The organism is Neisseria sp. HMSC055H02 (assembly GCF_001813335.1).
GTDB classification, from domain to species: domain Bacteria; phylum Pseudomonadota; class Gammaproteobacteria; order Burkholderiales; family Neisseriaceae; genus Neisseria; species Neisseria sicca_C.
In genome coordinates this window covers 60,418-83,888 of record NZ_KV812126.1, presented here as the reverse complement: position 1 = coordinate 83,888, position 23,471 = coordinate 60,418, and the positions used below count along the sequence as shown (strand labels likewise).

22 protein-coding genes and 1 pseudogene are annotated in these 23,471 nt (G+C 54.2%); all 23 read left to right on the top strand.

Annotated features, from left to right (window positions below):
* Positions 1-185 precede the first annotated feature (185 nt).
* The 23 genes and pseudogenes from nuoG (at position 186) to HMPREF2907_RS10905 (ending at position 23,427) form a co-directional block, all read left to right on the top strand.
* Positions 186-2,447, top strand: coding sequence for an NADH-quinone oxidoreductase subunit NuoG (nuoG, locus tag HMPREF2907_RS11010; RefSeq protein ID WP_070682709.1), 2,262 nt, complete (start codon positions 186-188; stop codon positions 2,445-2,447).
* 2 nt (positions 2,448-2,449) lie between these two features.
* Positions 2,450-3,526: an NADH-quinone oxidoreductase subunit NuoH gene (gene nuoH, locus HMPREF2907_RS11005; protein ID WP_003776119.1), complete on the top strand. Its 1,077-nt coding sequence runs from the start codon at positions 2,450-2,452 to the stop codon at positions 3,524-3,526.
* A gap of 79 nt (positions 3,527-3,605) precedes the next feature.
* The gene (gene nuoI, locus HMPREF2907_RS11000) at positions 3,606-4,085 is read left to right on the top strand and encodes an NADH-quinone oxidoreductase subunit NuoI (RefSeq protein ID WP_070682708.1); all 480 of its coding nucleotides are present in this window, start codon (positions 3,606-3,608) and stop codon (positions 4,083-4,085) included.
* A gap of 11 nt (positions 4,086-4,096) precedes the next feature.
* Complete coding sequence (locus tag HMPREF2907_RS10995) at positions 4,097-4,768, top strand: NADH-quinone oxidoreductase subunit J (protein ID WP_070682707.1); 672 nt, start codon at positions 4,097-4,099, stop codon at positions 4,766-4,768.
* A complete protein-coding gene (gene nuoK, locus HMPREF2907_RS10990; RefSeq protein ID WP_002215628.1) occupies positions 4,765-5,070 on the top strand; it encodes an NADH-quinone oxidoreductase subunit NuoK in 306 nt (101 codons plus the stop codon). The genes HMPREF2907_RS10995 and nuoK overlap by 4 nt, the downstream gene beginning before the upstream one ends.
* A 66-nt stretch (positions 5,071-5,136) precedes the next feature.
* The gene (gene fic / locus HMPREF2907_RS10985) at positions 5,137-5,682 is read left to right on the top strand and encodes a protein adenylyltransferase Fic (RefSeq protein WP_070682706.1); all 546 of its coding nucleotides are present in this window, start codon (positions 5,137-5,139) and stop codon (positions 5,680-5,682) included.
* A 57-nt stretch (positions 5,683-5,739) separates the two neighbouring features.
* A pseudogene (locus HMPREF2907_RS13750) lies at positions 5,740-5,886 on the top strand (NADH-quinone oxidoreductase subunit NuoK); the annotation flags it as partial.
* Between the two features lie 89 nt (positions 5,887-5,975).
* A complete protein-coding gene (locus HMPREF2907_RS10980) occupies positions 5,976-6,545 on the top strand; it encodes a DJ-1/PfpI family protein (RefSeq protein WP_070682705.1) in 570 nt (189 codons plus the stop codon).
* A gap of 70 nt (positions 6,546-6,615) precedes the next feature.
* Positions 6,616-8,640: an NADH-quinone oxidoreductase subunit L gene (gene nuoL / locus HMPREF2907_RS10975; RefSeq protein ID WP_070682704.1), complete on the top strand. Its 2,025-nt coding sequence runs from the start codon at positions 6,616-6,618 to the stop codon at positions 8,638-8,640.
* 198 nt (positions 8,641-8,838) lie between these two features.
* A complete protein-coding gene (locus HMPREF2907_RS10970) occupies positions 8,839-9,162 on the top strand; it encodes a chorismate mutase (RefSeq protein ID WP_070682703.1) in 324 nt (107 codons plus the stop codon).
* A gap of 206 nt (positions 9,163-9,368) precedes the next feature.
* On the top strand, positions 9,369-9,689 hold the full coding sequence (locus HMPREF2907_RS10965; protein WP_003759437.1) for a cupin domain-containing protein: 321 nt from the start codon (positions 9,369-9,371) through the stop codon (positions 9,687-9,689).
* Positions 9,690-9,929: 240 nt separating this feature from the next.
* A complete protein-coding gene (locus tag HMPREF2907_RS10960) occupies positions 9,930-11,426 on the top strand; it encodes an NADH-quinone oxidoreductase subunit M (protein WP_060974819.1) in 1,497 nt (498 codons plus the stop codon).
* Positions 11,427-11,435: 9 nt separating this feature from the next.
* A complete protein-coding gene (gene nuoN / locus HMPREF2907_RS10955; protein ID WP_070682702.1) occupies positions 11,436-12,911 on the top strand; it encodes an NADH-quinone oxidoreductase subunit NuoN in 1,476 nt (491 codons plus the stop codon).
* 127 nt (positions 12,912-13,038) lie between these two features.
* Positions 13,039-13,338, top strand: coding sequence for a DUF2818 family protein (locus tag HMPREF2907_RS10950; protein WP_070682701.1), 300 nt, complete (start codon positions 13,039-13,041; stop codon positions 13,336-13,338).
* A 397-nt stretch (positions 13,339-13,735) separates the two neighbouring features.
* Entirely contained in the window at positions 13,736-15,166 is a 1,431-nt protein-coding gene (locus tag HMPREF2907_RS10945; RefSeq protein WP_070682700.1) for a YfcC family protein, read from the top strand.
* Positions 15,167-15,246: 80 nt separating this feature from the next.
* On the top strand, positions 15,247-16,371 hold the full coding sequence (gene proB, locus HMPREF2907_RS10940; RefSeq protein ID WP_070682699.1) for a glutamate 5-kinase: 1,125 nt from the start codon (positions 15,247-15,249) through the stop codon (positions 16,369-16,371).
* Between the two features lie 536 nt (positions 16,372-16,907).
* Entirely contained in the window at positions 16,908-18,191 is a 1,284-nt protein-coding gene (locus tag HMPREF2907_RS10935) for an FAD-binding domain-containing protein (protein ID WP_070682698.1), read from the top strand.
* A gap of 123 nt (positions 18,192-18,314) precedes the next feature.
* Complete coding sequence (locus tag HMPREF2907_RS10930) at positions 18,315-19,460, top strand: FUSC family protein (protein ID WP_070682697.1); 1,146 nt, start codon at positions 18,315-18,317, stop codon at positions 19,458-19,460.
* A 54-nt stretch (positions 19,461-19,514) separates the two neighbouring features.
* Positions 19,515-19,964 (top strand): CopD family copper resistance protein, encoded by a 450-nt coding sequence (locus HMPREF2907_RS10925; protein WP_016686900.1) that lies wholly within the window; start codon positions 19,515-19,517, stop codon positions 19,962-19,964.
* Positions 19,965-20,044: 80 nt separating this feature from the next.
* Positions 20,045-21,013, top strand: coding sequence for a TerC family protein (locus HMPREF2907_RS10920; RefSeq protein WP_070682696.1), 969 nt, complete (start codon positions 20,045-20,047; stop codon positions 21,011-21,013).
* Positions 21,014-21,268: 255 nt separating this feature from the next.
* Positions 21,269-21,826, top strand: a complete 558-nt coding sequence (frr, locus tag HMPREF2907_RS10915; protein ID WP_003758927.1) for a ribosome recycling factor — start codon at positions 21,269-21,271, stop codon at positions 21,824-21,826.
* Positions 21,827-21,883: 57 nt separating this feature from the next.
* Positions 21,884-22,630 carry an isoprenyl transferase gene (locus HMPREF2907_RS10910; protein ID WP_003758925.1) on the top strand — a complete coding sequence of 249 codons (747 nt, stop codon included), beginning with the start codon at positions 21,884-21,886 and terminating at the stop codon, positions 22,628-22,630.
* 2 nt (positions 22,631-22,632) lie between these two features.
* Positions 22,633-23,427, top strand: coding sequence for a phosphatidate cytidylyltransferase (locus tag HMPREF2907_RS10905; protein WP_049223803.1), 795 nt, complete (start codon positions 22,633-22,635; stop codon positions 23,425-23,427).
* The last annotated feature ends 44 nt before the right edge of the window (positions 23,428-23,471 follow it).

The following is a 23,471-nucleotide window of genomic DNA, read 5'->3' as shown; positions in this document are numbered from 1 at the left end:
CCCATCAGGTGGGAGAGGGTGGGGGGATAGGTTGTACTAGAATTGGGATTTTTCAAAATTAAGAAACGCCCATCCTAAAAATAAACAAGCAATAAACTTAATACTTTAAAGGCCGTCTGAAGCCCATTTTTCAGACGACCTCAATAAAAGATTATTTATCAAATACCCGTAACTAGGAACGAACCATGTTACAAATCGAAATCGACGGCAAACAGGTATCTGTGGAGCAGGGCGCGACGGTGATTGAGGCCGCGCACAAGCTTGGTACTTATATTCCGCATTTCTGTTACCACAAAAAGCTCTCCATCGCCGCCAACTGCCGTATGTGTCTGGTGGACGTGGAAAAAGCCCCCAAACCGCTGCCTGCCTGCGCCACGCCGGTAACGGACGGCATGATTGTGCGCACGCATTCGGCGAAGGCCCGCGAGGCGCAGGAAGGTGTGATGGAGTTCCTGCTCATCAACCATCCGCTCGACTGTCCGACCTGCGACCAAGGCGGCGAGTGCCAGTTGCAGGATTTGGCGGTGGGCTACGGTAAAACCACCAGCCGCTACACCGAGGAAAAACGTTCCGTCGTCGGCAAAGACATGGGGCCTTTGGTTTCCGCCGAGGAAATGAGCCGCTGCATCCACTGCACCCGCTGCGTGCGTTTCACCGAAGAAATCGCCGGCTTGCAGGAAATTGCGATGGCGAATCGCGGCGAACACTCCGAAATCATGCCCTTTATCGGCAAAGCGGTGGAAACCGAGCTGTCGGGCAACGTCATCGATTTGTGCCCCGTCGGCGCGCTGACCAGCAAACCGTTCCGTTTCAACGCGCGTACTTGGGAATTGAACCGCCGCAAATCCGTTTCCGCCCATGATGCTTTGGGCAGCAACCTGATTGTGCAAACCAAAGACCATACCGTCCGCCGCGTATTGCCGCTGGAAAACGAAGCGATTAACGAATGTTGGCTGTCCGACCGCGACCGTTTCGCCTACGAAGGCCTGTATCACGAAAGCCGTCTGAAAAACCCGAAAATCAAACAGGGCGGCGAATGGATGGATGTGGATTGGAAAACTGCGCTGGAATATGTCCGCAGCGCGATTGACTGTATCGCTAAAGACGGCAACCAAAACCAAGTCGGCATTTGGGCGAACCCGATGAATACGCTCGAAGAACTGTATTTGGCTAAGAAACTTGCCGACGGCTTGGGCGTTAAAAATTTCGCCACCCGCCTGCGCCAGCAGGACAAACGTCTTTCAGACGACCTCAATGGTGCGCAATGGTTGGGACAAAGCATCGAATCGCTGGCGGACAACGAAGCCGTACTGGTGGTCGGTGCGAACTTGCGCAAAGAACAGCCGCTCCTGACTGCTCGCCTGCGTCGCGCTGCTAAAGAGCGCATGGCCTTGAGCGTGTTGGCAAGCAGCAAGGAAGAGTTGTTTATGCCGCTTCTGGCTCAGGAAGCGGTGCACCCCGACGAGTGGGCAGGTCGTCTGAAAAACCTGTCTGCCGATGCGGAAAACGCGATTACCGCGAGCCTGAAAAACGCTGAAAAAGCAGCGGTGATTTTGGGCGCGGAAGTGCAAAACCATCCCGATTACGCTGCGATTTACGCCGCCGCGCAAGAGCTGGCGGACGCGACCGGCGCGGTACTGGGCATTCTGCCGCAAGCTGCCAACAGCGTCGGTGCGGACGTTTTGGGCGTGAACTCGGGCGAGAGCGTTGCCAAAATGGCAAACGCGCCGAAACAGGCAGTCTTGCTGCTCAACGTCGAACCGGAAATCGATACGGCGGACGGCACAAAAGCCGTAGCCGCGTTGAAACAGGCGAAAAGCGTGATGGCGTTTACGCCGTTTGTCAGCGAAACGCTGCTGGACGTGTGCGACGTATTGTTGCCGATTGCGCCGTTTACCGAAACATCGGGCAGCTTCATCAATATGGAAGGCCGTCTGCAATCCTTCCACGGTGTCGTTCAGGGCTTCGGCGACTCGCGTCCGCTGTGGAAAGTGTTGCGCGTATTGGGCAACCTGTTTGACCTGCAAGGCTTTGAATACCACGATACCGCCGCGATTCTGAAAGACGCGTTGGACGCGGAAAGCCTGCCGTCCAAACTGAACAACCGCGCCGCTTCGATTCAAAAAGATTTTCAGACGACCTCAAACCGCCTCGTGCGCGTGGGCGGAGTCGGTATTTATCACACCGATGCCATCGTGCGCCGTTCCGAGCCGTTACAAGCGACCAGCCATGCTGCCGTGCCTGCCGCGCGCGTGAATCCGAACACTTTGGCGCGTTTAGGCCTCCAAGACGGACAAACCGCCATTGCCAAACAAAACGGCGCAGGCGTGTCCGTGATGGTCAAAGCCGATGCCGGACTGCCTGAAAACGTGGTGCATCTGCCGCTGCATACCGAAAATGCCGCGCTGGGTGCGTTGATGGACACTATTGAACTGGCGGGAGCTTGATTATGCAGGAATGGTTCCAAAACCTCTTTGCCGCAACGCTCGGTCTGGGCGATTTGGGTATTACCGTGGGCTTGGTGGTATCCGTCATCGTCAAAATCGTGATTATCCTGATTCCGCTGATTCTGACCGTCGCCTACCTGACTTATTTCGAACGTAAAGTTATCGGCTTCATGCAGCTTCGCGTCGGCCCGAACGTAACCGGTCCGTGGGGTCTGATTCAGCCGTTTGCCGACGTGTTCAAACTCTTGTTTAAAGAAGTTACCCGTCCGAAGCTGTCAAACAAAGCCCTGTTCTATATCGGTCCGATTATGTCGCTTGCCCCGTCTTTCGCGGCGTGGGCAGTGATTCCGTTCAACGAAGAATGGGTGCTGACCAATATCAATATCGGCCTTTTGTACATCCTGATGATTACCTCACTGTCGGTTTACGGCGTGATTATCGCGGGCTGGGCTTCCAACTCTAAATATTCGTTCTTGGGCGCAATGCGTGCCTCCGCGCAAAGCATCTCCTACGAAATCGCCATGAGCGCCGCGCTGGTGTGCGTCGTGATGGTGTCGGGCAGCATGAACTTCTCTGACATCGTTGCCGCGCAAGCCAAGGGTATCGCGGGCGGTTCCGTGTTCTCGTGGAACTGGCTGCCGCTGTTCCCAATCTTCATCGTCTATCTGATTTCCGCCGTTGCCGAAACCAACCGCGCGCCGTTTGACGTGGCGGAGGGCGAGTCCGAAATCGTTGCCGGCCACCACGTCGAATATTCCGGCTTCGCGTTCGCGCTGTTCTTCCTTGCCGAATACATTTTCATGATTCTGATTGCCGCGCTGACCTCGCTGATGTTCCTTGGCGGCTGGCTGTCCCCGTTCCCGCAAAGCTGGGGTATTGTTGGTACGCCTTCCGCATTCTGGATGTTCGTGAAAATGGCGGCTGTGCTGTACTGGTATCTGTGGATACGCGCCACCTTCCCGCGCTACCGCTACGACCAAATCATGCGCTTGGGCTGGAAAGTGCTGATTCCCATCGGCTTCGCCTATATTGTGATTTTGGGTCTGTGGATGATTTCGCCGCTGAATTTGTGGAAATAAGTTTCAGACGACGTATCAAGGTCGTCTGAAAACGCAGTTTTGAATATTTAACGGAATCCCTGTTTTGAGGGAACAGAATATGGCTAATTTAGTAAAAACTTTCTTGCTCGGCGAACTCGTCAAAGGTATGGGTGTAACGCTCAAAAACTTTTTCGCCCGCAAAGACACGATTTATTTCCCCGAAGAGAAAACGCCGCAATCGGTACGTTTCCGCGGCCTGCACGCGCAGCGGCGGTATCCGAACGGTGAGGAACGCTGCATTGCATGTAAATTGTGCGAGGCGGTGTGTCCGGCAATGGCGATCAACATCGAATCGGAAGAACGCGAAGACGGTACGCGCCGCACCAAGCGTTACGACATTGACCTGACCAAGTGCATCTTCTGCGGTTTCTGCGAAGAGGCCTGCCCGACCGATGCGATTGTGGAAACGCATATTTTTGAATACCACGGCGAGAAAAAAGGCGACTTGTACATGACCAAGCCCATCCTCTTGGCAATCGGCGACAAATACGAAGCCGAAATCGCCAAACGCAAAGCCGCTGACGCACCGTACCGCTAAGGAGCAGACGAATGACTTTTTCCGCGATTCTGTTCTATATCCTTGCCGCCATCGTCTTATACGGCGCGCTGCGTACCGTTACCGCGAAAAACCCTGTCCACGCCGCTTTGCATTTGGTGCTGACCTTCTGCGTGAGCGCGATGATTTGGATGCTGATGCAGGCGGAGTTTTTGGGCGTGACGCTGGTGGTGGTGTATGTCGGCGCTGTGATGGTGTTGTTCCTGTTTGTCGTGATGATGTTGAACATCGACATCGAGGAAATGCGCGCCGGTTTCTGGCGGCACGCGCCTGTTGCCGGTGTAGTCGGTACGCTGTTGGCAGTTGCCCTTATCCTGATTCTGGTCAACCCGAAAACCGACCTTGCCGCATTTGGTTTGATGAAAGACATTCCGGCCGATTACAACAATATCCGCGATTTGGGCAGCCGTATTTATACCGATTATCTGCTGCCGTTTGAGCTGGCGGCGGTATTGCTGCTGTTGGGTATGGTGGCGGCGATTGCACTGGTTCACCGCAAAACCTTCAATCCGAAACGTATGGATCCTGCCGACCAAGTTAAAGTACGCGCTGATAAAGACCGTATGCGCTTGGTGAAAATGGAAGCTGTCAAACCGCAAACCGAATTTGTTGAAGAGAGCGAAGTTTCAGACGACCTCAAGCCTGAAGGGGAGGGCAAAGCATGATTACCTTGACGCATTATCTGGTATTGGGCGCGCTCCTGTTCGGTATCAGCGCGATGGGCATCTTTATGAACCGTAAAAACGTGCTGGTATTGCTGATGTCCATCGAGCTGATGCTTTTGGCGGTGAACTTCAACTTTATCGCCTTCTCGCAGCATCTGGGCGATACCGCCGGACAGATTTTCGTATTTTTCGTATTGACCGTCGCCGCTGCCGAATCCGCCATCGGTTTGGCGATTATGGTGCTGGTGTACCGTAACCGACAAACGATTAACGTTGCCGATTTGGACGAGTTGAAAGGGTAATAAAGGAGGTTGGGTCGAGACCTGACAAGGCGCCGATGTCGTCTGAAAACCTGAGTAGGAAAAACGATGAAATCCATAGACGAACAAAGCCTGCACAATGCCTGCCGACTGTTTGAAAGCGGCGACATCGACAGTATCGAAGTCGGAACCACCGCGGGCCTGCAACAGATTCACCGTTACCTGTTCGGCGGCTTATATGATTTTGCGGGTCAAATCAGGGAAGACAACATTTCCAAAGGCGGTTTCCGTTTTGCTAACGCCATGTATTTAAAAGAGGCTTTGGTTAAAATCGAGCAGATGCCCGAGCGGACTTTTGAAGAAATCATCGCCAAATATGTTGAAATGAACATTGCTCATCCGTTTTTGGAGGGTAACGGCAGAAGTACCCGCATCTGGCTGGATTTGGTGCTGAAGAAAAACCTGAAAAAAGTCGTGAACTGGCAAAATGTAAGCAAAACCCTGTATTTGCAGGCGATGGAACGCAGCCCCGTCAACGATTTAGAACTGCGCTTTCTGTTAAAGGACAACCTGACCGACGATGTGGACAACCGTGAAATCATCTTTAAAGGTATCGAACAGTCATATTATTACGAAGGGTATGAGAAAGGGTAAAGGTCGTCTGAAAAACGGCTTCAGACGACCTTAAGCGGTAGGTCGGATACTTGTATCCGACATTTTGGGGAAACAGGCAGATTTGTCGGATTCAAGAATCCGACCTACGAGACTGAATCCGCCATCGGTTTGGCGATTATGGTATTGGTGTACCGCAACCGACAAACAATCAACGTTGCCGATTTGGATGAGTTGAAAGGGTAGGGCGATTCGAGGTCGTCTGAAAACATCGGATTTGCCGACTTGTCCTGCGGACGTTTAATAAATAGATAAATGCTATTTGAGGTAAAACCATGAAAACCATTGCCGTGATTATTTTGGAGCAATTCGCCGACTGGGAAGTTGCTTTGCTCGCTCCTGTTTTACAGCAATATGTGGGTTATTCCGTGCGTTATGCGTCTCTTGATAAACGTGAAAAAACATCCATGGGGAATTTGCGCGTGCTGCCCGATTTCACCTTGGATGAAATCCCTGCCGATGCCGCCGCGTTGATTTTGGTCGGCGCAAACCAATCATGGCGGGGATTATCGGCAGCAAATTGTGAAAAAATCGTCAAAATCGTCCGCCGGTTCAAACAGCAGGATAAAACGGTCGGTGGTATTTGCGACGCCACATATTTCCTTGCCGCCAATGGTTTGCTTAACGATTGCCTGCACACGGCGAACAGTTTGAATGCCATTACCGATTTGCCCGGATACGGTAACCGCCAAAATTATGTGGAAACCAAACGCGAAGCCGTTCGGGACGGAAAAATGGTTACGGCCAACGGTACGGCATTTGCCGATTTCGCCATCCAAATGTTATACGCCTTGGGCGATGTTCACGAAGACGTGATCGCACAGTGTCAACAGATGTGGCAATAGTAAAAGCAGTCTGCACTTTTCAGACTGCCTGAAAAAACAAAACTCCTAAAATCAAAAAGGTTCATCCAAAATGAACGACATGACTTTATATCTCATCATTGCCCTCGTGCCTTTGGCAGGCTCGCTGATTGCGGGTTTGTTCGGCAATAAAATCGGACGTGCCGGCGCGCATACGGTTACGATACTCGGCGTGGCAGTGTCCGCCGTGCTGTCGGCTTATGTGTTGTGGGGCTTTATCGACGGCAGCCGCGCCAAGTTTGACGAGAACGTCTATACCTGGCTGACGATGGGCGGTTTGGATTTTTCCGTCGGCTTCTTGGTCGATACGATGACGGCGATGATGATGGCGGTGGTTACCGGCGTGTCGCTGATGGTGCATATCTACACCATCGGCTATATGCACGACGAAGCAGTAGGCTACCAACGCTTCTTCAGCTATATTTCTTTGTTTACATTCAGCATGTTGATGCTGATTATGAGTAACAACTTCATCCAGCTCTTCTTCGGTTGGGAAGCGGTGGGCTTGGTGTCGTATCTCTTGATCGGTTTCTATTTCAAACGTCCGAGCGCGATTTTTGCCAACCTGAAAGCCTTTTTGATCAACCGCGTCGGCGACTTCGGCTTTTTGCTCGGTATCGGCTTGGTGCTTGCCTATTTCGGCGGCAGCCTGCGCTATCAGGACGTATTCGCCTATCTGCCCAACGTCCAAAATGCCACCATCCAGCTTTTCCCCGGTGTGGAATGGTCGTTGATTACCGTAACCTGTTTGCTGTTGTTTGTGGGTGCGATGGGTAAATCGGCTCAGTTCCCGCTGCATGTCTGGCTGCCCGATTCGATGGAAGGCCCGACCCCGATTTCTGCATTGATTCACGCCGCAACCATGGTTACGGCAGGTCTGTTCATGGTGTCGCGTATGTCGCCGATTTACGAAATGAGCAGCACCGCGCTGTCGATCATCATGGTGATTGGCGCGATTACCGCCCTGTTTATGGGCTTCTTGGGCGTGATTCAAAACGACATCAAGCGCGTGGTTGCGTATTCCACCCTGTCGCAACTGGGCTATATGACCGTGGCTCTGGGCGCGTCCGCCTATTCCGTGGCGATGTTCCACGTCATGACCCACGCCTTCTTTAAAGCCTTGCTGTTCTTGGCGGCGGGTAGCGCCATTATCGGTATGCACCACGACCAAGACATGCGCCACATGGGCAATTTGAAAAAATACATGCCGATTACTTGGCTGACCATGCTGATCGGTAACTTGTCGCTGATCGGTACGCCGTTCTTCTCCGGCTTTTACTCCAAAGATTCGATTATCGAAGCAGCGAAATACAGCACCCTGCCGGGTAGCGGCTTTGCCTATTTTGCTGTTCTCGTCAGCGTGTTCGTTACCGCGTTTTACGCGTTCCGCCAATACTTTATGGTGTTCCACGGCGAAGAAAAATGGCGCAGCCTGCCCGAACACCATTCAGACGACCATGGCGAAGAACATCACGGCTTGGGCAAAAACGACAATCCGCACGAAAGCCCGCTGGTCGTTACCCTGCCGCTGATTCTGCTTGCCATTCCGTCCGTCATCATCGGCTACATCGCCATCGAACCCATGCTCTACGGCGATTTCTTCAAAGAGGTGATTTTCGTCAATGCCGACGCGCATCCGACCATGCACATCATGAAAGAAGAGTTCCACGGCGCATTGGCAATGGTGTCGCACAGCCTGCATTCGCCCGTCCTCTACCTCGCTATCGCAGGCGTATTGAGCGCATGGCTTTTGTACGTCAAACTGCCGCACCTGCCCGCCAAAATCGCGCAGACGTTCCGTCCGGTTTACGTTTTGTTTGAAAACAAATACTACCTCGACGCCCTGTATTTCAACGTCTTCGCCAAAGGCACGCGCGCATTGGGCAACTTCTTCTGGAAAGTCGGCGATACCGCGATTATCGACAACGGCATCGTCAACGGCTCCGCCAAACTGGTTGGCGCGATTGCCGCTCAGATACGCAAAGTCCAAACCGGCTTTATCTACACCTACGCCGCCGCTATGGTGTTCGGCGTATTGGTTTTGCTCGGCATGACCTTCTGGGGCTTGTTCAGATAAAGACAGATTTTCAGACGACCTGTCCGTAGCCGGTGTAGAGGTCGTCTGAAAAAGAACCATTCGAGTTGTAGGTCGGATACTTGTATCCGATATGAAAAAGAAAATAGTACAGCGTGTCGGGTTCATCGGGATTGCTCAGGTAAAGATGAGATTTTCAGACGACGTTTAGGTCGTCAGAAAAAGGAAACACGAGAAACAATGGTTGAAGACAAATTACCGCAAACCCTAGACGAAGTCCGCGAAGCCATCGACGGTTTGGACAAGGAATTAATAGAATTGCTCGCCCGCCGGCAGAAGCTGGTACGGCAGGCAGGCCGTCTGAAACCTAAAAACGATATGCAGGCGGTTTCCGCGCCCGAACGGGTAGCGCAAGTGATTGCCTCGCGCCGTGCCTATGCCGAAAAGGCCGGTTTGTCGCCCGACGTAGCCGAAGCAGTTTGGCGCAGCATGATTGATGCGTTCATTAAACTGGAGATGGAAACCAACCGTGTTGATGGGGGGCAGTCAACATTTCGGTCATAATTGATTTACTTGGATAGATACGGAATTTGCCGACTGCCGTCATTCCCGCGCAGGCGGGAATCCAGACCTATCGGCGCATAAACCTGTCAAGGAAAAAGGCTTCCTAAAATCTACGTTCTGGATTCCCGCCTGCGCGGGAATGACGGGATTTAATAAACAGTTGTATCGACAGGTTTATCTAGATACAGAATCAAAGAGACGCGAAAATGCCCGACACGCATACCATCCGCTCCGCCGAATTTACCGCTCCCCGAGCATGGGGCGCACTCGACATCGCCAATATGAACGGCACCACCGTGCGCCTGCACTGGACGGACCAGCCCTACAAATGGCACGTCAACGACGGCGAGGAAGTGTTTGCCGTAATGGACGGCGAAGTCGATATGCACTACCGGGAAAACGGCGAAGAGCACATCGTTCGGTTGAAAAGCGGCGACATCTTCTACGCAGGAATCGGTACGGAACACGTTGCCCATCCGTGCGGCGAAGCGCGGATTTTGGTGATTGAGAAAGAAGGCAGTGTTTGAGGTCGTCTGAAAAAGAAAACCATTCAAGTTGTAGGTCGGATACTTGTATCCGACATGAAAAAGAAAATAGTACAGCGTGTCGGATTCGAGAATCCGACCTACGGCTGGAAGATTCGGCAGAATTAGCTTGAGATAAATAGCAGAAGCCTGAACAAACCTTTTTCAGACGACCTCCTGAAACGCCGTCTGAAAAACCAACCCACACAACTATATTTTTATTTTAACCACAGGTTAACCACTATGTTTTCCAACTACCTACTCAGCTTGGCAATATGGATACCCATCGCTGCGGGCGTGCTGGTTTTGGCGACGGGGCCGGACAGCCGTGCGCCGCTTGCCCGCGTGCTCGCTTTAATCGGTGCGCTTGCCGGTTTCTTGGTAACGCTGCCTTTGTTTACGGGTTTCGACCGTTTGAGCGGCGGCTATCAATTTACCGAGTTCCACGAGTGGATTCCGCTTTTGCGAATCAACTACTCGCTGGGTGTGGACGGTATTTCGGTGCTGTTTGTCATTCTGAATGCGTTTATCACGCTGATGGTGGTGCTGGCGGGTTGGGAAGTGATTCAGAAGCGTCCGGCGCAGTATATGGCGGCGTTTTTAATCATGTCGGGCCTGATTAACGGCGCGTTTTCAGCGCGGGATGCCCTGCTGTTTTATGTGTTCTTCGAGGGTATGCTGATTCCGTTGTACCTGATTATCGGTGTGTGGGGCGGTCCGCGCCGCGTGTATGCGTCGGTGAAGCTGTTTCTCTATACGCTGATGGGTTCGTTGCTGATGCTGGTGGCGATTGTGTATCTGTCTTACCAAGTCGGTGGCTTTGCGATTGAGGATTTCCAAAACATCAAACAGATTCCGCTGGGCGTGCAACAGCTTTTGTTTGTGGCGTTCTTCCTGTCGTTTGCGGTGAAAGTGCCGATGTTCCCCGTGCACACTTGGCTGCCGGATGCCCACGTTGAGGCGCCGACGGGCGGTTCGATGGTGTTGGCGGCGATTACGCTGAAATTGGGCGCATACGGCTTTTTGCGCTTCATCCTGCCGATTCTGCCCGATGCGTCGCGCTATTTCGCGCCGGTCATCATCGTTTTGAGCCTGATTGCGGTGGTGTATATCGGTATGGTTGCGCTGGTGCAGACCGATATGAAAAAACTGGTGGCGTATTCGTCCATCAGCCATATGGGTTTCGTTACCTTGGGAATGTTCTTGTTCATTAACGGCCAGTTGAACGACTGGGCGTTGAAAGGCGCGGTTATCCAGATGATTTCGCACGGTTTCGTGTCGGCGGCGATGTTTATGTGCATCGGCGTGATGTACGACCGCCTGCACACGCGCAATATTGCCGATTACGGCGGCGTGGTGAACGTGATGCCCAAGTTTGCGGCGTTTATGATGCTGTTTGCGATGGCAAACGCGGGTCTGCCGGCGACTTCGGGCTTCGTGGGCGAGTTTATGGTGATTATGGGCGCGGTCAAAGTGAATTTCTGGGTAGGCGCGCTGGCGGCGCTGACGCTGATTTACGGCGCGTCTTACACGCTGTGGATGTATAAACGCGTGATTTTCGGCGCGGTCGGCAATCCGCACGTTGCCGATATGAAAGACATCAACTGCCGCGAATTTGCGATTCTGGCGATTTTGGCGGTTGCGGTATTGGGTATGGGCCTGTATCCGCAGGCGTTTATCGAAGTGGTGCATCAGGCGGCAAACGATTTGATTGCCCATGTGGCGCAAAGCAAGATTTGAGGTGTGCGAATGAACTTGATTGATTTGAACTTAATGCCTGCCATGCCCGAAATCGTGCTGTTTGCGCTGCTGATTGCCGTATTGCTGGCAGATTTGTGGATTAGCGATAAAAACCGCTATCTGACCCATTTGATGAGTTTGGGAACCGTTATTATCGTGGCGGTTACGCAGCTGGCGGTGTGGGAGCAGGGCAGTACGTTGGCGTTTCACGGGATGTATATCGCCGACGGTATGTCGCGCCTGTCCAAGCTGGTGTTGTACGGACTGACCTTCGGGCTGTTTATTTACAGCAAACCGTACAATCAGGCGCGTGGTATTTTTAAAGGCGAGTTTTACACTTTGTCGCTGTTTGCCCTGTTAGGCATGAGCGTGATGGTGAGCGCGGCGCATTTCCTGACCGCCTACATCGGTTTGGAACTTTTGTCGCTGTCGCTTTACGCCATGATTGCACTGCGCCGCGATTCCGGCCGTTCCGCCGAAGCCGCGCTCAAATATTTTGTCTTGGGCGCGCTGGCTTCCGGCCTGCTGCTCTACGGCATTTCGATGGTCTACGGCGCGACGCATTCACTCGACTTCGCCACTGTTTTGGCGTCGTCGTACAGCGAGATTGCCAACGAATGGCTGTTGAAACTGGGGCTGGTGTTTATCGTCGTGGCGATAGCGTTCAAACTGGGCGCAGTGCCGTTTCATATGTGGGTGCCCGACGTGTATCACGGTGCGCCGACATCTGTTGCCGCGTTTGTCGGTACGGCGCCGAAAATTGCCGCCGTCGTCTTTGCCTTCCGCATCTTGGTTACCGGTTTGGGAACGGTGCATCACGACTGGTCGCAGATGTTCGCCGTGTTGGCGGTGGCATCGCTGTTGATCGGTAACCTTGCCGCCATCATGCAGGCCAACATCAAACGTATGCTTGCCTATTCCACCATATCGCATATGGGTTTCATCCTGCTGGCGTTTATGGCGGGAGCGGTCGGTTTCGCGGCGGGCTTGTATTACGCCATTACTTACGCGCTGATGGCGGCGGTCGGTTTCGGCGTATTGATGGTATTGTCCACCGACAATATCGAGTGTGAAGAAATCAAAGATTTGGCAGGTTTGAACCAGCGCCATGCCTGGTTTGCCTTCCTGATGCTGCTGGCGATGTTCTCCATGGCCGGTATCCCGCCGCTGATGGGCTTTTACGCCAAATTCGGCGTGATTAAGGCTTTGTTGAGCGCATCGACCGCCCAAAACGCCGCCATGGCGGGCAGCACATACATCGTACTTGCCGTGTTCGCCGTGGTGATGTCGTTAATCGGCGCGTTCTACTACCTGCGCGTGGTTAAAGTCATGTATTTCGACGAATCCACCCATGACCAGCCCGTCGGCAGCAACTATGCCGCTAAATTCTTCCTGAGCGTTAACGCGTTTTTGCTGATTTTGTGGGGCATCATGCCACAAACGGTGATTGACTGGTGCGCTAGGGCTTTGGAAAACACCTTGTAAAGTGATGAACCGAAACGGCAGCCGTGTCAGAGGCTGCCGTTTTTGTTAAGATACGCAGCTCAAGATTGTTTTTTCAGACGGCCTTTTGAATCAAAAAGGCCGTCTGAAAACAGAAAGACACACCATCATGACCGCATCCATGTACATCCTTTTGGTATTGGCACTCATCTTCGCCAACGCCCCCTTCGTTACCACCAAATTTTTCGGTGTATTCCAGCTCAAGCGCAAACATATCGGGCATCACCTCGTCGAATTGGCGGTAGGCTTCATCCTGACCGCCGTCCTCGCCTATATCCTCGAATCCCGCGCCGGCGCGGTACACCAACAAGACTGGGAGTTTTACGCTACTGTAATCTGCCTCTACCTGATATTCGCCTTCCCCTGTTTCGTATGGCGTTATTTCTGGCACGCACGCAACCGCGAATGACGGTTTGTCGTTTTAACTCCGTTGAAACTGCGCTTTCAGACGGCCTGTCGGGAATTGCGGCAACTTCATATTCCGTCATTCCCGTGAAAACGGGAATCCAGGCCTTTGAAGTTTCAGTATCCTTTCAAAGTATTGCCGCAGCCCGCAGATTTTCTGGATTCCCGCCTGCGCGGGAATGACGGCTTATGGTTTTAACTTCGTTGAAGCTGCGCTTTCAGACGACCCCCATGAACTTTTTACCCTTTTTGCAATCCATACATCCATACCTTGCGGCGGTTGGCTGGCGATTCCGGCCAAGGTCGTCTGAAAAACAAAATACACGGTATCTGCCGAATCCGAACACGCACAAACCATTGCCGGCCGAACCTATCCGCTTCCCCGAATGAAAGGAACCTTTATGGACCGTCCCGGACAATACAACGCCGAAGCCCCCATTTCCAAAGCCACCTTCAATCCCGCGCTGATGATGCTGGCCATCGCCCTGATTGCCGCCGTGCTGACCTATATCCTGCCTTCGGGCGAGTATCGGCGCAACGGCAAAATGGTCGTTCCCGGCACGTACCGCGTGTTGGAAAAAGAGGTTTCCGCCCACGGCATCCTGACCTCGGGCGGTGAGAAGGCGCAGGCGGCGTTGGAAGCGGCGGACAAGGCCGCGCCGGTCGGCCTGTTCGATTTTTTCACCGCCGTCCCCGAGGGCATCGCCAAGCAGGCGGCGTTGGTGATTATGGTGTTGTTTGTCGGCGGCATGTTCGGCATTTTGAACAAAAGCGGCGCGGTGCAGGCGGGTTTGGAGCGGGTGCTGGCACTGACGCGCAACAACCTCTATATCCTGGTGCCCGTGCTGATGCTGATTTTTTCGGCGGGAACCACGTTTCTCGGTTTCTCCAAAGAGTATCTGCTGATGATTCCGATTATGGTCGCGCTGGCCAACCGCATGGGGCTGCCCAACATCATCGGCCTGTCGGTGGTCGCGCTGGGGAACATGGTCGGGCATATGGCTTCGATTACCAACCCCTATATCCTCACCATCGCCCAACCCATGCTGGGCGTGCCGCTGTTTAGCGGTATGTGGCTGCGCGTCGTTACCTACGTCGTCATGCTGTCGGTGGCGACGCTGTTTGTTTTTTGGCGCATCCGCCGCAACGGCATGGTTTGCGCGGCGCAAAGCGTTGACGCGGCAGGCCGCCTGAGTACGCGCCAAGTGCTGATGCTGCTGACGCTGGCGGTCGGTGTCGGTTTCCTGATTTACGCCTCGCACAGCCTGCACTGGAAAGCGGTGCAGCTTTCCGGCTATTACCTCTTCCTTGCCTTGGTTATCGGCGCAATCAGCGGGCTGGGTGCCAACACCGCCGCCGACGCTTTCGTCTCCGGCGTGCGCAAAATGGTCATCGCCGCGTTGCTTATCGGGCTGGCGACCGCTGTCGAGCTGATGCTGGCAAAAGGCAAAATACTGGATACCGTCATCTATTATCTGGTCGAAGCACTCGGCACCCACGGCCCCTACGTTTCCGCCTACGGCATCTTCGGTTCGGAAGTCCTGCTGGACATCGTCATCTCCTCGGCGGTCGGCAAAGTCGCCGTCAGTATGCCGATACTCGGCCCCTTGGGCGAACTGTCGGGCTTGCAGCCGCAGACGACGATTTTCGCCTTCCTGATGGGCAACGGCCTGAGCAATATGTTCGTCCCGACTTCCGCCGCGCTGCTGATTTTCCTCTCCGCCGCCGAAGTAACGTGGACGCAGTGGGTCAGATTCGTCCGGCCGCTGATTGCCGTGTTTACAGGGCTGATTCTCGCCATGCTCACATGGGCAGTGTATATCGCGTATTGACAGCCGTATAATATAGGTCGTCTGAAACCCGTTTTCAGACGGCCTTTTTATCCACCGAACGCCCCCTTTCGAGGACAACCATGACCCAACAAAACCTCTCCCACGTCCGCACCCTCGTCGTCAAAGTCGGCTCCAGCCTCGTTACCGCGGGCGGCAAAGGCATAGACCAAGCCGCACTTGACCGTTGGGCGGCGCAAATCGCCGAACTGGGCAAACAAGGCGTGCAAACCGTCCTCGTTTCCAGCGGCGCCATCGCCGAAGGCATCAAACGGCTGGGCTGGAACAAACGCCCCACCGCCATCAACGAGCTGCAAGCCGCCGCCGCCGTCGGGCAAACCGGCATTGCCCAAGCCTACGAAGCCGCGTTCGCACCGCACGGCATCCGCACCGCCCAAATCCTGCTCACCCACGACGACCTGAGCAATCGCACCCGCTACCTCAACGCCCGCAGCACCCTACAAACCCTGTTGTCCAAAGGCATCGTCCCCGTCATCAACGAAAACGACACCGTGACCACCGACGAAATCAAACTCGGCGACAACGACACCCTCGGCGCACTCGTGACCAACCTCATCGAAGCCGACGCCCTCGTCCTTCTGACCGACCAAAAAGGCCTGTACGACAGCGACCCGCGCAAAAATCCGCAAGCCAAACTGATTCCGACCATCGCAGCCGACCATCCCGACCTCGAAAGCATGGCGGGCGGCGCAGGCAGCAGCGTCGGTACCGGCGGCATGTACACCAAAGTGAGAGCCGCCAAACGCGCTGCACTCAGCGGGGCCGCCACCGTCGTCGCATGGGGAGGCGAACCCGACGTCCTCGTCCGCCTCAAACAAGGCGAAAGTATAGGCACGCTCTTCACCAGTGCGCACAGCCGCGTCGCCGCCCGCAAACAATGGCTGCTCGGACATGTCCAAACCGCCGGCAGCCTGACCGTCGATAGCGGCGCGGCAAAAGCCCTGACCGAACAGCACGCCAGCCTGCTGCCCGTCGGCTGTATCCGCGCGGACGGCCATTTCCACCGCGGCGAACTCGTCGCCATCCTCGATACCGACGGCAAAGAAATCGCCCGCGGCCTTACCAATTACAGCAGCGGCGAAACCGCCAAAATCCTGCAAACCCCGTCCGAGCGCATCGCCGAAAAATTAGGCTACGCCCACGAAGACGAACTTATCCACCGCGACAATATGGCATCGCATTGGTAGGGAAGGGGAAAAGTAAATAGATAAGGTCGTCTGAAACCCAACAATGCGGTTTCAGACGACCTTTGGTTTGTTTGGGCAGGCAAATTCAGATTGCAGGCCGGATATCCGTATTCGGTGGAGAGGTTGAGGTTTTCCCTGCTTCTTCACGACGATGAAATGTCGGCTTTGGAAATTCGATTTGCCGCTTCGAACCCGGTTAAAACGATAGTGGATGAACATTTAGCTAAATGACTTTATTTTCGATACGCAAATTATCGGTTTTCGTCATTCCCGCGCAGGCGGGAATCCATTTTTGAAATTCAGAAACTGTTTTTCAAATCAAGGTTTCTCAAGTTTCACGATGGATTCTCGCCTGCACGGGAATGACAGAATTTGATGATATGCCGGATTTAAAGTTAAGTATGTTTGTTATAGCTGCGTTATTCCGAATCCACTTTATCTGTTATCTGCCTAAAGGCCGTCTGAAAACCGTCCGCCTTGTCCTCGCAAAATTTCTGCTAAAATCAAACGCCTTATCCCTTTCAGACGACATCGCCATGCAAGCACATACATTGGTCTGGTTCCGCCGCAACCTGCGCATACGCGACAACGCCGCGTTGTCCGCCGCCGTGAAGCGGGGATTGCCTGTGGCAGGCGTGTGGGTGGCGCGGAGGTCGTCTGAAATCCCCAATCCGCGTCAGGATTGGTTTCATTATCAGGCGGCGGCGGCTTTGCATGGCTTGCTGGCGGCCCGTGGCGTGGCTTTGTATGCGGTGAACCGTGTGGAAGAATTGCCTGCTTTGGCGACGCGGTTGAATGTTCAGACTGTAATTGCAGACGAAGCCTATACGTCGTCTGAAATCGGGCAAGATAACCGCATTTGGCGGATTTTGGATGAACAAGGCGTTGCGTTCGAGCGCGTTAACGACCGTGCCATATTCGCCAAGGCAGAAATCATGGGCAGTCACGGCGCGCCTTATACCGACTTCCCGCATTATAAAGAAGCGTGGCTGGCTTTGTTTCGGCAGCGGTTCGGCGGGCGGGATGCGGGAGGCGGACACACTGAAATTTTTCAGACGGCCTCTGTTGAAATGCCGTCATTCCCTGCGTGGAACGGGCAGCAGGATATGGTTTCTGCGCAGCGCGGCGGAGAAAATGAAGCGGACAAACAATGGCGGCAGTTTGAGGAAAATATCGGGTTTTATCCGATTATGAAGGATTTCCCCGCCAGAAAAGGCACCAGCCGCTTGAGCGCGTATTTGAGCGCAGGCTGCATTTCGCCGCGCGTGTTGGCGGCCGAAGCCGCAGGGCAGGGTGCAGATGCTTGGTTGGACAACTTGATTCGGCGCGATTTCTATCAGCAGCTTGCTTACCACCGCGCCCGCATCGAGCCTGAATCTGATGCCGAATCTGCGCCGTTTTCAGACGACCTGATGGAACGCTGGCGGCGGGGGGAAACAGGTTTTCCGCTCATTGATGCCGCCATGCGCAGCCTGAAATCGAGCGGCTGGCTGCATCCCGCCCTGCGCTCCCTGATGGCAGAATTTTTGTGCGGCATCTTACATCAGCCGTCCGAACACGGCATCGTTTGGTTCGCCGCGCAGCAAACCGATTTCGACCCCGCCCTGAACGAAGGCAACTGGCAAACCGCTGCCCGCAACGCCCGCCGGCATTCTATCGACATTATCCAAACCGCCCGACGGCTTGATCCCGACGGCACATTCGTCCGCCGCCACATCCCTGAATTGGCGCACCTGCCTGTCAACCTCGTCCATACCCCGTGGCTCGCCTCGTCTGAAATTGACGCACACGGCTATCCGCCACCCGTCGTCGCGCCTTAAAGGTCGTCTGAAAGCAGTATTGGGGGTTTCAGACGACCTTGCCTTCCATCCTGTCCGTATTGCCTGATTCCCGTTACAATACCGCCCGATAAACCCAAAAATCTCAACAAGATAGCCCCAATCATGAACGCCTCACAACGCGAACGCTTCGTCAAACGCTGGCTAAATTCCTACGAACGCTACCGCTACCGCCGCCTCATACACGCCGTCCGGCTCGGACTGGCCGTACTGTTTGCCACCCTGCTCGCCAAACTCCTCCACCTCCAACACGGCGAATGGATAGGCATGACCGTATTCGTCGTACTCGGCATGCTCCAATTTCAAGGCGCGATTTACTCCAAAGCCGTCGAACGCATGCTCGGTACCGTCATCGGTTTGGGCGCGGGTTTGACCCTGTTGTGGCTCAACCAGCACTACTTCCACGGCGGCATCCTTTTCTACCTGGCCGTCGGTACCGCCAGCGCAGCCGCAGGTTGGGCGGCGGTCGGCAAAAACGGCTACGTCCCCATGCTTGCCGGACTGACCATGTGCATGCTCATCGGCGACAACAGCAACAACTGGCTCGACAGCGGCCTTATGCGCGCCATGAACGTCCTGATCGGCGCCGCCATCGCCATCGTCGCCGCCAAACTCCTCCCCCTGCGTTCCACGCTCATGTGGCGGTTTATGCTTGCCGACAACCTGACCGAATGCGGCAAAATGATTGCCGAAATCAGCAACGGCAAACGCATGACCCGCGAGCGGCTGGAGCAAAACATGGTCAAAATGCGCCAAATCAACGCCCGCATGGTCAAAAGCCGCAGCCACCTCGCCGCCACATCGGGCGAAAGCCACATCAGCTCCGCCATGATGGAAGCCATGCAGCACGCCCACCGCAAAATCGTCAACACCACCGAGCTGCTCCTCACCACCGCCGCCAAGCTGCAAGCCCCCACCCTCAACGAACACGAAATCCGCCTGCTCGACCGCCATTTCAACCGTCTCCAACGCGACCTGCGCCTGACCGTCCGCCTCATCAAAGGCCACTACGCCCGCCGCATCCGCATCGACACCTCCATCAATCCCGAGCTGGGCAAACTCGCCGCCCGCCTCCATTACGAATGGCAGGGCTTCCTCTGGCTCAGCACCAATATGCGCAACGAAATTTCCGCACTCGTCATCCTCCTGCAACGCAGCCGCCGCAAGTGGCTGGACAAACACGAACTCCAACGCCTGCGCGAACACCTGCGCGAAACCCGTAAAGGCGATTTGGAAGAAGAGGTCATCTGAAAACGTCCGACTGATGATACAATTTCACCCGAATATCCCACTTGGAACACGGTCATGAGTCTCTACGCCATCGCCCACATCATCCACCTCTATTGCGCCATCGCTTTTGTCGGCGGCGTATTTTTCGAAATGCTGGTTTTGTCCGTCATGCACACCGGCCGCGTCTCGCGCGAATCGCGCCGAGAAGTCGAACGCGCCATGTCCTACCGCGCCGTCCGCGTTATGCCGCCCGTCGTCATTACGCTTTTCATCAGCGGCATCGTCATGGTATTCAACCGATACCTGCCCTTTTTGAGCCAACCCTTCGCCACCTCGTTCGGTACGCTCCTTACCCTCAAAATCCTGTTGGCAGTCAGCGTCCTCGTCCATTTCGCTATCGCCGTCGTCAAAATGGCACGGCACACCCTGACCGTCGGCTGGTCCAAATACATCCACGCCGTCGTATTTTCCCATATGCTGTTTATCGTATTTTTCGCTAAAGCCATGTTTTACTTGTCTTGGTAAGCTGTTTTCAGACGACCTTTCCCCGACGGGTCGTCTGAAAAGCCGCCATCCAACCACCTCATCACAAGGAATCCGAATACATGACCGAACACCCTTCCGTCGGCTCCCCCCTTTTCTACGGCGTGTTCTTCGCCGCTGTTTTCATCATGATCATCATCGACATGCTCTCGCTTAAAAAAAGCGGCGCGCATAAAGTCAGTGTCAAAGAAGCCGTCGCCTGGAGTTGCGTCTGGATCGCCGTATCCTGTGCCTTCGCAGGCTGGCTCTATTTCGAGCTGGCAGGCAACCCCCTTTACGGCGCCGTCGTTGCCAAAGAAAAGACCCTCGAATTTTTCACCGGCTACATCCTCGAAAAATCCCTTGCCGTTGACAACATCTTTGTTTTCCTGATGATTTTCGGTTACTTCAAAGTTTCCCCGAAATACCAGCACCGCGTCCTCCTTTACGGCGTGTTCGGCGCCATCGTCCTGCGCGCCCTCATGATTTTTATCGGCGCGGCACTGGTGCAGCGGTTCGAATGGATTCTCTACATTTTCGGCGCATTCCTCGTCTATACCGGCATCCATATGATGAAACCGGAATCCGAAGAAGAGGATCTCTCGCAAAACAAGATTTTGGGCTGGCTTAAAAAAGTCATCCCCGTCAGCCATCAGTTTGAAGGCGAAAAATTCTTTACCATCGAAAACGGCAAGCGCATCGCCACCCCGCTTTTGCTCGTCCTCATCATGGTAGAGTTGAGCGATGTCATCTTCGCCGTGGACAGCATTCCCGCCGTCTTCGCCGTAACCACCGACCCCTTCATCGTCCTCACCTCCAACATCTTCGCCATACTCGGGTTGCGTGCCATGTATTTCCTGCTTGCCGATGTCGCCGACCGTTTCATCTTCCTCAAATACGGCCTCGCCTTCGTCTTGAGCTTCATCGGCATCAAAATGCTGATTATGCACTGGGTGCACATCCCCATCTCCATTTCCCTCTCCGTCGTCTTCGGCGCACTGGGCGCATCCATCCTTACATCGCTGGTGTACACGCGTCAGCAGCAGAAATAAGTTTGGCGGATAAAGGAAGGTCGTCTGAAAGCGGAAAAACCGTTTTCAGACGACCTTTTTTGCTGATGCAGCCCTCTATACATCCCATCTGTAACGGCATTTAAATATCAGTTAAGAAACAAGGCCCAAAACCGCCCCTGCCTTGTCGGAATCGCCGAATGACGGTACTATGCGCAGTTAACAGCTTGATTGCCGTTCGGATGGTCATGCGTCCGGGCGAGGTTTTAAATTCAGTATCTTATTTGAAAGCAGAAAATGATTAACGATATTCAAAAAACAGCGGAAAGCAAAATGCAGCGCTCGGTAGAAGTGCTGAAAGAGAATTTGGCAAAAGTGCGTACCGGCCGTGCGCATACCGGTCTGTTGGACCAAGTGGAAGTCGAATACTGGGGCAGCATGGTTCCGGTCAGCCAAGTTGCCAACGTGACGCTTCTGGACGCGCGCACCATCGGCGTGAAACCTTTTGAAAGCAATATGGCAGCCAAAGTCGAGAAAGCCATCCGCGATTCAAACTTGGGTCTGAACCCGGCAGCCGTCGGCGATTTGATCCGCGTGCCTATGCCTATGTTGACCGAAGAGCGCCGTAAAGATTTGATTAAAGTCGTACGCAGCGAAGCGGAAGAAGGACGCGTGTCCATCCGTAACGTGCGCCGCGATGCGAACGATCACATCAAAAAACTCTTGAAAGACAAAGAAATTTCAGAAGACGAAGCACGTCGCGGCGAAGAAGCGGTTCAAAAACTGACCGACAAATACATCGCCGAAGCCGATAAAACGCTGGCTGCCAAAGAAGAAGATTTGATGGCGATTTAAACCCTTGTCCGCGGCGTTTCAGACGACCTTTGAACCGCCGCGCTGCGAAAGGCAGAGATGAAGAGCAGCACGCAGACCATTTTGGAACATACTTCGGTTCCGAAGCATATCGCCGTGATTATGGACGGCAACGGCCGTTGGGCGAAAAAGCGTTTCCTTCCCCGCGTGATGGGGCACAAACGCGGCTTGGACGCGTTGGAAAATATGGTGAAGCATTGCGCCAAACTGGGTGTGCAATATCTGACCGTGTTTGCCTTTTCGACTGAAAACTGGCGCCGTCCCGAAGACGAAGTGTCGTTCCTGATGGGGCTGTTTTTGCAGGCTTTGCAAAAGCAGGTGCGCCGTCTGCACGAAAACAATATGCGCCTGAAGGTGTTGGGCAGCCGCGAACGCTTCAACCGGCAGATTCTGCAAGGCATCGAAGAAGCGGAAGCGTTGACGGCGAACAATACCGGCCTGACCCTGAGCATCGCCGCGGATTACGGCGGCCGCTGGGATATTTTGCAGGCGGCAAACAAACTGATTGCCGAAGGTGTATCCGAGATTACGGAAGACGCGCTGGCGAAACACTTGATGCTGGGCGATGCGCCGGAACCGGATTTGTTCATCCGCACCGGCGGCGAAACACGCATCAGCAATTTCCTGCTTTGGCAGATGGCGTATGCCGAACTTTATTTTACCGATACCCTGTGGCCCGATTTTGACAGCAAAGCCTTGGACGATGCTGTCGCCTCATTCCAAAAACGCGAACGGCGCTTCGGCCGCACTTCGGAACAGCTGCCGGTAGAGCAGCAAAGGGGTTAAAAATGTTGAAACAACGGATTATCACGGCGCTGTGGATGCTGCCGTTGATGCTCGGTATGCTGTTTTACGCGCCGCAATGGCTGTGGGCGGCATTTTGCGGGTTGATTTCCTTGGTTACGCTGTGGGAATACGCCCGCATGAGCGGATTGGAAAAACTGAAAACCAATCATTATCTCGCCGCAACGCTGGTGTTCGGCGTCATCGCCTACGCAGGCGGTTGGACGCTGCCGGATATCGTCTGGTACGCCGTTTTGGCGTTTTGGCTGGTCGTTATGCCTTTGTGGCTGAAATTCAAATGGAAATTGAATGGCGGCTGGCAGGCTTATACCGTCGGCTGGCTTTTGGTCATGCCGTTTTGGTTCGCACTCATGTCCCTGCGTCCGCATCCCGATTATGCCTTGTCGCTGCTCGCCGTGATGGGTTTGGTGTGGGTTGCCGATGTTTGCGCGTATTTCAGCGGCAAAGCGTTCGGCAAACACAAAATCGCACCGACCGTCAGCCCCGGCAAAAGCTGGGAAGGCGCAATCGGCGGCGCGATTTGCGTGGCAGTGTATATGACTGTGGTGTGGTGGGCTGGGTGGCTCACGTTTGACGCAGGCTGGTTCAATACCGTGTTAATCGGTTTGGTGTTGACCGTTGTCAGCGTATGCGGCGACCTGTTGGAAAGCTGGCTCAAACGCGCGGCGGGCATCAAAGACAGCAGCAATCTGCTGCCCGGACACGGCGGCGTGTTTGACCGCGTGGACAGCCTGATTGCCGTCATCAGCGTCTATGCCGCCTTTGAAAGCTTGTTCTGAAGCGGTTATAGTGTATTAACTTTAAATCAGGACAAGGCGACGAA